The 10,837-nt window shown below is 51.1% G+C and carries 9 protein-coding genes; 8 read left to right on the top strand and 1 reads right to left on the bottom strand.

From position 1 onward, the window contains the following. The 5 genes from gnd to AQR02_RS13550 form a co-directional block, all read left to right on the top strand. Positions 1-831, top strand: an 831-nt coding sequence (gene gnd, locus AQR02_RS13570; RefSeq protein ID WP_245237412.1) for a phosphogluconate dehydrogenase (NAD(+)-dependent, decarboxylating), incomplete at its 5' end; no start/stop codon positions are given. 216 nt (positions 832-1,047) lie between these two features. Next, positions 1,048-1,722 (top strand): response regulator transcription factor, encoded by a 675-nt coding sequence (locus AQR02_RS13565; protein ID WP_054940954.1) that lies wholly within the window; start codon positions 1,048-1,050, stop codon positions 1,720-1,722. Next, a complete protein-coding gene (locus AQR02_RS13560) occupies positions 1,719-3,086 on the top strand; it encodes a sensor histidine kinase (protein ID WP_054940953.1) in 1,368 nt (455 codons plus the stop codon). Before AQR02_RS13565 ends, AQR02_RS13560 begins: the two co-directional genes overlap by 4 nt. 216 nt (positions 3,087-3,302) lie before the next feature. After that, positions 3,303-4,247, top strand: a complete 945-nt coding sequence (locus AQR02_RS13555; RefSeq protein ID WP_425340011.1) for an alpha/beta fold hydrolase — start codon at positions 3,303-3,305, stop codon at positions 4,245-4,247. A gap of 96 nt (positions 4,248-4,343) precedes the next feature. Further along, the gene (locus tag AQR02_RS13550; protein ID WP_054940951.1) at positions 4,344-5,624 is read left to right on the top strand and encodes an L-cysteine desulfidase family protein; all 1,281 of its coding nucleotides are present in this window, start codon (positions 4,344-4,346) and stop codon (positions 5,622-5,624) included. Positions 5,625-5,708: 84 nt separating this feature from the next. On the opposite strand, the gene AQR02_RS13545 is transcribed toward AQR02_RS13550, so the two are convergent. Next, on the bottom strand, positions 5,709-6,464 hold the full coding sequence (locus tag AQR02_RS13545) for a DeoR/GlpR family DNA-binding transcription regulator (protein ID WP_054940950.1): 756 nt from the start codon (positions 6,462-6,464) through the stop codon (positions 5,709-5,711). 380 nt (positions 6,465-6,844) lie between these two features. On the opposite strand from AQR02_RS13545, the gene AQR02_RS13540 reads away from it, so the two are divergent. Genes AQR02_RS13540 through rhaA form a run of 3 tightly spaced genes read left to right on the top strand, consistent with a single transcriptional unit; the run spans position 6,845 to position 10,810 of the window. Beyond that, positions 6,845-7,996 carry an iron-containing alcohol dehydrogenase gene (locus AQR02_RS13540; protein ID WP_054940949.1) on the top strand — a complete coding sequence of 384 codons (1,152 nt, stop codon included), beginning with the start codon at positions 6,845-6,847 and terminating at the stop codon, positions 7,994-7,996. Between the two features lie 34 nt (positions 7,997-8,030). Further along, complete coding sequence (rhaB, locus tag AQR02_RS13535; protein WP_054940948.1) at positions 8,031-9,506, top strand: rhamnulokinase; 1,476 nt, start codon at positions 8,031-8,033, stop codon at positions 9,504-9,506. 47 nt (positions 9,507-9,553) lie between these two features. Then, on the top strand, positions 9,554-10,810 hold the full coding sequence (gene rhaA, locus AQR02_RS13530; protein ID WP_054940947.1) for an L-rhamnose isomerase: 1,257 nt from the start codon (positions 9,554-9,556) through the stop codon (positions 10,808-10,810). Positions 10,811-10,837: the final 27 nt, after the last annotated feature.

The following is a 10,837-nucleotide window of genomic DNA, read 5'->3' as shown; positions in this document are numbered from 1 at the left end:
CATGGACATGAGGTTGTGGCGTATGATGTGAATGCTGCTGCCGTTGAAGAGATTGGAGCGAAGGGGGCTGCAGGGGCGGCAAATCTGGCCGAACTCGTGAGCAAGCTGGATACACCTCGGATTGCCTGGATTATGGTGCCGCATCAGTTTGTCGATTCTGTAATTACTGAGCTGACCCCGCTGTTGTCCAAAGGCGACATAATCATCGAGGCCGGGAACTCGCACTATAAGGAATCCATCCGCCGCCATGATGAACTCGGACAATCAGGAATATACTTCCTGGATGCCGGAACCTCTGGCGGGATGGAAGGGGCACGCAATGGCGCCTGCTACATGATCGGCGGAGACGAGGAAGCCTGGACGATTGCCGAGCCGCTGTTCCGTGATACCTCTGTGGACAACGGCTACCTGTATGCCGGCAAGTCCGGCAGCGGCCATTTTCTGAAGATGGTGCATAACGGGATTGAATACGGCATGATGGCCGCGATCGGGGAAGGCTTTGAAGTGCTGGAGAAAAGCGGCTTTGACTTTAATTTCGAGGAGGTAGCCCGTGTGTGGAACAACGGCTCCGTTATCCGCTCGTGGCTGATGGAGCTAATGGAACGCGCCTTCTCGAAGGATGCCAAGCTGGACGAGATCAAAGGGATTATGCATTCCTCCGGAGAAGGCAGATGGACACTGGAAACAGCGTTTGATCTGCAGGCGGCTACACCGGTTATCGCAATGGCGCTGCTGATGCGCTACCGTTCGCTGGAGACCGACACCTTCACCGGAAAAGTGGTTGCCGCGCTGCGCAACGAGTTCGGCGGCCATGCCGTGGAGACCAAATAAGCGGCACAGCTATATAGCTTGAAACTTGGCACAAGCCTTATCTCTATAGCAGGGTTAATATTAAGAGCGGCAATTTCAATGTCCTTACTGGGCACTGGGGTTTGCCGCTTTTTTGTGCTTTGTAATATCAGGTTCGCGCATGATTATATGAATCGCAGGTCTGTATAGTATAATGATTACTTTACGATAAGCTGAATCAAGGAAAAGAGGGAACAGATGCCTACTATACTGGTTGCGGACGACGATGCGAACATTCGTGAACTCGTCTGTTTATTTCTGCGGAATGACGGATTTAACACAGTCGAGGCTGTGGACGGCAAGGAGGCACTGAGTATCTATTTTTCGCAGCCTGTTGATCTGGTCGTACTTGATATTATGATGCCGGTGATGGACGGCTGGACTTTATGCAGGGAGCTCCGGAGAGCCAGTCCTGATCTGCCGCTGCTGATGCTGACTGCGAGGGGTGAAACCTGGGAGAAGGTGAAGGGGTTTGAACTCGGCACGGATGATTATTTGACGAAGCCTTTCGATCCGCTGGAGTTAACGGTCCGGGTCAGAGCCTTATTGAAACGTTATAAAATCGGCACCACACAGACGATCCGGCTCGGCAGTGTCACTCTTGACCGCCAGACCTATAAGGTTATGTTAGGTTCTGAGGCGCTCACGCTTCCGCTGAAGGAATTCGAACTTCTGTATAAGCTTGCCGGAACTCCCGGACAGGTCTACACACGGGGGCAGTTGATCGAACAGATCTGGGGGCTTGATTACCCGGGGGATGACCGGACGATAGACGTACATATTAAACGCCTGCGGGAACGGTTCGCGCATATCACTGATTTCCAGATCGGGACCGTGCGCGGACTTGGCTACCGCCTTGAGGTTACCGAATGATTAAATCCTTATATATACGTGTCGTTCTGACCTTCCTGTTCTCTGTGGTCGGGGGCGCGGTCATTGCCTTTTTTGTGGCTACCTGGATTTATGAAGATCAATTGAATGACAATCTGCGGGTTACCCTGATGGATTTTGGCCAGGATATTTCCCGCATTTACGAGCTGTTACCGGTGCGGGAAGCAGACTCGTACGTCAGCGGGATGAAGCAGCTTAATTCTTTTTATGTCCGTATTTATGACGGGAAAGGACAGCTGCAGATCTTCAGTGCAATTGACGGACATGACCCTCTCCATGTAACTGCCGGACAAATCGCGGACGTCCTGAAGGGAAAGGTTGTTCAAACCCGGACAGACGGGATTGATCCAATACTCATAGGGCTGCCGCTTAAGACAGAGATAGGGACGAAAGCAATGTTCGTGGAGCAGCGTGCGCCTTCATCGTCTACTTTTATAATCAAATGGGTGCTTAACTTTCTGACGTATTCGTTGATTGCCGGAAGCCTGCTGATTATGGTGGCCGCCATGTATCTCATCCGACCGATCAAAAAATTGACACAGGCGACCCGGCAGATCGCCGCTGGTGATTTCAGCGTCAAGCTGAACATTAAGCAATCGGGGGAACTTGGGACGCTGGCACGCAGCTTTGAACAAATGATGCGTGAGCTGCAGCAGCTGGAGCAGATGCGCAGAGAATTCGTATCGAACGTATCTCATGAGGTTCAGTCACCGCTCACTTCGATCTCGGGGTATGCGCTTGCACTTCAGCAGGCGGATATCACAGACGACGAACGAAGCCGTTATCTCCAGATTATCATGGCTGAAGCAGACCGGATGTCCAAGATGAGCGATAGTCTGCTTAAACTGAGTGTACTTGAATCACAGCCGCAGCTGCAGCAGCGGGTCAAGTTCAGTCTGGATGAACAGCTCAGGCGGGTGATTGTTGCGCTCCAGCCACAATGGTCAGCACGCAATATTACATTCGAGCTTGATCTTATACCCGCCTTGCTGATAGCCGATTATGATCAGTTAAATCAGGTGTGGACGAATATTATTGGCAACAGCATCAAATTCACCCCGGATGGCGGCGTGATCGCCGTCAGCATCCTACAGGAGATTGACGATGTGACCGTACGGATCTCTGATACAGGAATCGGAATTCCGCAGGAGGATCAGCAGCGGATCTTTGAACGCTTCTTTAAGGCAGACCGTTCGCACAGCCGCCATGGTGGCAGCGGTATGGGGCTTGCCATCGTGAAACAGATTGTATTGCTGCATCAAGGCAGCATCCGGGTGGAGAGCGAACCTGGCCGGGGTACGGTTATAGTTGTGACCCTACCGTTCACCGGACAGCAGGATAGTTAGAATTATAGAGGGCCACCGAGGCTCGGATTCGCGTTTTCTATGCTACAGCATTTTTTACCTGTTCATACTGCGTTCATATTGCCGTCACTCGGAGTACATCTTCATCCGTTAAGCTGATCTTAACGGCTCGTTCAAGCCAGCCGAAAAAAACAGTACGGACAGGGGAAGATGTCAGTGGAACAAACTCAGGGAGTGAACACGCGGACAGGCAATAGAATGAAGAGGATACTAAGGCTTTTACTTAAAATAATCGGTATCTTAGCTATTGCAGCAGCGTTGTTTCTGGCGATAGTGTTTATAGTGAATGTGGTCAGCAGCAAATCTGAACAAGGAAAAATAATCCCCTATGGGAAGCTGGTGCCAGTGGACGGCAAACAGATGAATGTGACCATAGAGGGGCAAGGGGATGAAACGGTCGTGCTCCTGCCCGGATTCGGTACAGCGGCACCGGCCCTTGATTTTAAGCTGCTGATGGATGAACTGTCCCCCTATTACAGGGTGGTGGCGATTGAGCCCTTCGGCTATGGATTAAGTGATGGAACCGATTCCGAACGGACAACTGCGAATATTGTAAGAGAAATTCATGAGGCTCTGCAGCAGCTGAATATTGACCGGTATATCCTGATGGGGCACTCCATTGCAGGCATATATGCCCTGGACTACGTGAACAAGTATCCGGAGGAAGTGACCGCCTTTGCCGGGATCGACAGCAGTGTTCCTGAACAAGGCGGGATGGACGCTGAATTTCCGATGAAATTGTTCAAATTCCTCAAGAAATCAGGTCTGCTAAGATTCGTTATGACAATAAGCGGTGACCCGTATGCATCATCATCCTTCGATGCTCAGACGAAACAGCAGATGCGGATGCTTTCGTATAAAAACTCGAACAACGATACGACATTGAACGAAATGAAGCATATCTCTGCGAATTTTAAAGACGCTCAGCAGCTAAGCTTCCCGAAAGCTTTCCCTGTTATCTTATTTGTACAGGCGGATGATACAGAGGTTGAGGACTGGCTGCCGCTGCATGAAGCGCAGGTCCGGCCTTTGGATCACGGCAGAGTGGTAACACTTGAAGGCGAGCATTATTTACACCACACCCAATCCAAGGCAATTGCCGAGAACTTCAGGGCATTTATGAATGAAGCAGAATCAAAGTAAATCTTCCCAAAGTCAATATACAGTTCCCCTGAACCTGCACTCTGTTGTACTATAAATGGATAAACTCCGGCAACTAGAGGAATGGTGATCTAATCTATGGTTAATCTATTGGAAATACTCAAAAAAGAAATCGTTCCCGCAGAAGGCTGCACAGAGCCGATCGCTGTGGCCTATGCCGTCTCTTTGGCGGCGGAGCTGCTGCAGGAGGAGATTACGTCCATTCAGCTGCATCTTAGCGGAAATATAATCAAGAATGCCATGGGAGTCGGGATTCCCGGCACTGGTCAGACCGGGCTGCCGATTGCGGCCGCACTTGGCGCAGTAATCCAGCGGTCACACAGGAAGCTGGAGATTCTCTCCGGACTGACTGCAGAAGAATTAGAGCAGGCTAACGGAATCATCGGGCGCAAGCTGCTGGATGTGGAACTGAAAGATACCCCGGAGAAACTGTATATTGAAGCCCGGGTCAGCAGCGCTAACCACCAGGCAACGGCAATTATTTCTGGAGAGCATACCAATATTGTCTTACTGGAGAAGGATGGGATGCCGGTCGGGATCCAAAAGGACAAGGGGGACTGCGGGGAGGACGAACTGCGGAGCCCGGAAGCCTACGCGGTTTCTTTGGAAGGAATCTTTGAATTTGTCTGCAACACGGATTATTCAGAGCTGAAGTTTCTATTGGAAGGTGCCAGAATGAATAAGGCGATTTCGGACGAGGGATTGCGGGGAGACTATGGCCTTCAGGTCGGCAAAAAGATGAGTCAGCGCTCCGCTGTCAATCTGTTCGGCAATGATGTGGCGAATTCGGTCATTGCGGCTACGGCTGCGGCCTCTGATGCGCGGATGGACGGCAGTGCAATGCCTGTGATGACCACTGCCGGAAGCGGCAATCAGGGCATAGCCTGTACACTGCCCGTCATTAAACTGGCAGAGCTACTGGGCAAAGACGATGAAATGCTGGCCCGGGCCATCGCCCTCAGCAATCTGGTTACCGTGCATGTCAAACATTATATCGGACGCCTCTCACCGCTATGCGGGTCGGGCATTGCCGGCGGGGTGGGAGCAAACAGCGGCATTATCTACCTCATGGGCGGCAGTCTGGAGCAAATCAAGCATGGCATCCAGAATACGATAGCTTCCTTGTCCGGCATGATCTGCGATGGTGCGAAATCCACCTGTGCGCTCAAAATTTCCACCTCCACCAATGCCGCAATCCAGGCGGCAACGCTGGCGATGAATAATATTTCACCGTCCGACAATGACGGCGTGATTTTTGAAAAGGTCGAGGATACGATCCGTAACATGGAACGGCTGGTCCAGGAAGGGCTTGCCGCAACAGATGAGACGATTTTGAATATTATGCTGTCCAAAGGTTAACTACACCGTTGCAGCACAAAAAAAGGGCATTTCCCCAGCCAGGTAGAGGGGAGATGTCCTTTTTTGTATATCGCATCAAACCTATTAGTAGAGAACTTCAATATTCTCCTCAGCCAGCCGCTTGAGCCAAGGCTCCGGGGGTTTACGGTCAGTGATTAGTACATCAATTCTGCCCAGCTCTACCAGCTGCGTAAAAGCAGTCTTATTAAACTTGGTATGGTCAGCGAGCAGCACGACCTTCTCGGCCTGGCGCAGCATATATTTCTTAAGCTCGCATTCCGGCTCGTTGGAATCCGTAATTCCCCGTTCCATATCCACTCCCTTGCAGCTAATCACAGCGGTATCGACATTATAGCGCTGAATCGTATCATGAGCGACCGGACCGACCAGTGACAGTGAGCGGTGGCGCAGGGAACCGCCGGTGGAGATGATGTTCATGCCGGAATTCGCGAACTCTTGCAAAATATTGATTGAATTGGTGATGACCGTCAGATTATTTTTGTTACCCAGCAGCTTAAGGAACTCAAAGGAGGTTGAACTGGGATCTACCATCAGCGTATCCCCGTCATTGATCAGATCAAGCGCTTTCAGCGCAATGTTGCGTTTAATATCCGTATTAATTGCGTTGCGGGTTACGAACGGAAGATCCTCATTGGTATGCCTGTTCAGCATCGCCCCGCCATAAGTCCGGCTGACAATACCGTCCTTCTCCAGCTTTTCCAGATCCCTGCGGATCGTTTCTTCCGTCACCTCGAACATGCGGCTCAGGTCGGAGACCAGCACCCGCTTGTCCTGATGGACAAGATCTATTATTTTATTGCGTCTTTCGGCAGCCAGCATCGTAATCACCTTTCCGGAGCTATATAAATTCTGTTCTATAAATTCTGTTATATAAATATAGACTTAATTATCTGTATTTTGCAATAAAATAACCGAAAACAACATTTATTCTATTGTAGTCCCTACATAACAAACAATAAACAAATAAAAACAACATAAAAAATATATTATTTGTTGACAACACAGATTTATGACGGTACGATAAAGATGTTCATTTTCTCTTTGAAAGCGCACGCTTCATAAGACTAGCGCCTGAGCACGGTCCGCTGCGATGACTCCAGAGACCAGCCTGAGGTGCCGCAGCCGGGATAAACCTTGCAGAGATGAAGATAACTTAAGAGATTCCTGTTACACAAAATTGCTGGGAGGCTGGTCATTCAATGAGTACTCATGTCTATTATGTTCCTTCGATCAACATTATGGGAAAAGGCTGTCTTAAGGAAATCGCCCCATACATTCAAGAACTGAACCTGCAGAAAGCACTGGTAGTTACCGACAAGTTCCTGATGCAGAGCGGGATCGCCGGCAAGCTGCTGGCCGTGCTGGATGAAGCGGGGATTGAGTATGTGGTATATGATGAAGTAAAGCCAAATCCGACTTGTAAAAATGTTCACGACGGCGTGGATTTTCTGAAATCGCATCATTGTGATTATCTGATCTCCATCGGCGGCGGTTCGCCGCAGGATACAGCCAAAGCTATCGGTATCGTTGCTACTAACGGCGGACATATTGCCGAATATGAGGGAGTACACAAGTCCAAGAATAAATCGCTGCCGATCGTTGCCGTCAATACCACTGCCGGAACCTCAAGCGAAGTTACGATTAACTATGTAATTACTGATGAAGAACGCAAGGTTAAGATGGTTATGGTCGATAAGAACAGCATCGCGACCATTTCCGTGAACGACCCCGAGCTGATGGTGGATAAGCCGGCTGCACTGACAGCGGCAACAGGTATGGATGCACTGACCCATGCCATTGAAGCCCTTGTTACACCAGGCGCTTATCCGGTTACAGATGCTACTGCACTTGCGGCTGTTGAGCTGATTTTTGCTAATCTGGCCCGTACGGTGAAGAACGGCCATGACATCGAAGCGCGGGAACAGATGGTGTACGCGATCTTCCTTGGCGGGCTGGCGTTCAACAATGCCGGACTCGGCTATGTGCATGCGATGGCCCACCAGCTTGGCGGGGTGTACGATCTGCCGCATGGCGTATGCAATGCGATGCTGCTGCCATTTGTTGAAGAAGAGAATGCCAAATATGTACCTGAGAAATTCCGGGCCATCGCTAAGGCCATCGGCCTTCAGGTGGACGGCAAAACCGATAAGGAATGTGCTGATTTCGTTATTGAATCGATCAAGGCCTTGTCGAAGGAAGTCGGCATTCCGGCTAAATTATCCGAGCTGGGTGTTGACGAGGTGGATCTCGATCTTCTCTCCGAGAACGCAATGAAGGATGCCTGCGCACCGGGTAATCCGTTCATTCCTACGAAGGAAGAAGTCATCGCCCTGTTCCGTAAAATTCTCTAAACAGCTTCATGACTATGAACGAAGGAGATTCCCTATGAACTATCATATCGCCGTCGATATCGGCGCCTCCAGCGGGCGGCTTGTGCTCGGAACACTAGCGGACGGAAGTCTCTCGCTGGAGGAAATCCACCGTTTCAGCAACGGCTTTACCGAACGTGACGGCTCCTGCTTCTGGGATATCGATTATTTGTTCGAGGAAATCCTGCTCGGCCTGCAAAAGGCAAAATCATCAGGCATCACCAAATGTACACTCGGTATCGATACCTGGGCCGTAGATTATGTGCTGCTGGATGCTGAGGGAAACCGGATGCAGGAGGTGTATGCGTACCGTGACCGCCGTACAGACGGTGTAATGGAGGAAGTGGCCAAGCTGATTTCTCCTGAAACGGTATATGCCAAAACCGGAATCCAGCAATTAACCTTTAATACGTTATACCAGCTGTATGCCCATAGCCGTGAGGAGCTGGCTGCAGCCGACCAGATTCTGCTTGTGCCGGATTATCTCTACTATAGATTATGCGGGCGTAAGATTAACGAGGTTACCAATGCTTCTACGACACAGCTGCTCAATCTGGCTGACCGTGAATTTGATGCGGACCTGCTGGCTCTGCTCCATCTGCAAAGAGAACAGTTCGCAGCGCTTACAGAACCGGGTGAGGTTCTAGGCACAATTAGCGATACACTTATGGAACAGTATGATCTGCCGGAATGTGAACTGATCTGTGCAGCAACACATGATACAGCCTCTGCGGTACTGGGTGTACCTGTGCAAAATGGACGTTCCTCCGCCTACATCAGCAGCGGCACCTGGTCACTGCTTGGTGTAGAGCTGGAACAGCCGGTCAATACTCCGGAGGCGAAGGAAGCCAATTACACCAATGAGTGGGGTGCTTTCGGAACATACCGTTTCCTGAAGAACATTATGGGACTGTGGCTAATCCAGGAAGTCCGCAGACTGGACGGGGAGCGGTACAGCTTCGGTGAACTGGCTGAGCTTGCCGGAGCAGCCGAAGGATTCTGCAGCCTGATTCCGTGCAATGATCCGCGGTTCCTGAATCCGGATAACATGATTGAAGAAATCCGCCAGGCATGTGCCGGGAGCGGCCAGCCTGTTCCGGAATCGCCGGGCGAGCTTGCCCGCTGTATCTTTGACAGTCTGGCGCTGTCTTACCGTAGTTATCTGGCGGAGCTGGAGCATCTGACCGGCAGACCGGTCGAGGTACTGCAAATCGTCGGGGGCGGCGCGAACAACGCCTTGTTGTGCCAGCTGACTGCTGACATTATCGGCAGGGAGGTGCTGGCCGGTCCGGTTGAATCGACAGCACTCGGCAATCTTGCGGTGCAGATGATTCAAACAGGTACAGTTGCAGATATCCAGGAGGCCAGAACGATTATTGGCAAGTCCTTTAAGATTAAGTCTTACCGGCCGCGCCCGCTGCCGCAGCTTAAGGAGCTGCTAGTCCGTTGGGAAGAGCTGCATGCAGCGGCCGCTGCAGGAGACAGCAAATAATTATCACTATGGAGCGGATGCTCACAAAACTTTTAGGAGGACTCATCATGGATCAGAGCATCATTAACAGCTATAACGAAGCGAAGAAGCTGTACGCCGCCCACGGAATCAATGTGGATGAGGTACTGGAGAAACTTGCCGGGATCAAAATTTCCCTTCACTGCTGGCAGGGCGATGATGTCCGCGGGTTTCTGTTCAAAGACAAGGAACTGAGCGGCGGTATCGCCGTAACCGGCAGTTACCCCGGACGCGCCGGCACGCCGGATGAGCTGCGCCAGGATTTAGAAAAGGCCTTGTCGCTGATCCCGGGCAAACACAAAGTGAACCTGCATGCAATCTATGCGGATACAGATGAGAAGGTGGATCTGGATGAACTGGAGCCGCGTCACTTTGCACCATGGGTGGACTGGGCCAAGGAACAGGGACTGGGGCTAGACTTTAACCCGACCTGCTTCTCCCATCCCAAAGCTGCTGACGGTTTTACCTTAAGCCATGCGGACGAAGAAATCCGCAGCTTCTGGATCAAGCACTGCAAAGCTTCCCGCAAAATCGCTGAGCACTTCGGCCGTGAGCTTGGGCAGCCTTGTGTGACGAACTTCTGGGTACCGGACGGTTATAAGGATACTCCTGTTGATCGCCTGGCTCCGCGAGCACGTCTTAAGGATTCGCTGGATGAAGTGTTCAGTGAAGACATTGACCCGCAGTACAATATCGATGCAGTGGAAAGTAAGCTGTTCGGCATCGGCTCTGAGAGCTATGTTGTCGGATCGCATGAATTTTATATGGGCTACGGGCTGACCCGCGGAAAAGCGATCTGTCTCGATGCCGGGCATTTCCATCCGACCGAAGTGATCTCTAACAAGCTCTCCTCAATCCTGATGTTCAGTGAACAATTGCTCCTGCATGTTAGCAGACCGGTCCGCTGGGACAGCGACCACGTCGTTACGATGGATGATGAGCTGCTGGAAATCGCCCGTGAGCTGGTCCGTGGAGACCTGCTGCCGCGCACAAATATCGGACTTGACTTCTTCGACGGCAGCATCAACCATATTGCAGCCTGGGTAATCGGCACACGTAACACCATCAAGGCGCTGCTGCGTGCCATGCTGGAGCCCATTGCTGAACTCAAAGCGGTTGAACTGGCTGGAGACTATACTTCACGCCTTGCACTTGTGGAGGAATTCAAATCGTATCCGTTTGGAGCGGTCTGGGATTACTACTGTGCTTCGCAGAACACGCCGGTACGCGAAGGCTGGCTGGCTGATGTGAAAGCTTATGAGCAGGAAGTACTTTCGGCACGGTAAGTTTTTTGAGAGGTAGTTCCCATTAGA

It is taken from the genome of Paenibacillus ihuae, assembly GCF_001368795.1.
Classification (GTDB): domain Bacteria; phylum Bacillota; class Bacilli; order Paenibacillales; family Paenibacillaceae; genus Paenibacillus_AQ; species Paenibacillus_AQ ihuae.
This window is presented reverse-complemented; position numbering and strand designations above follow the sequence as displayed.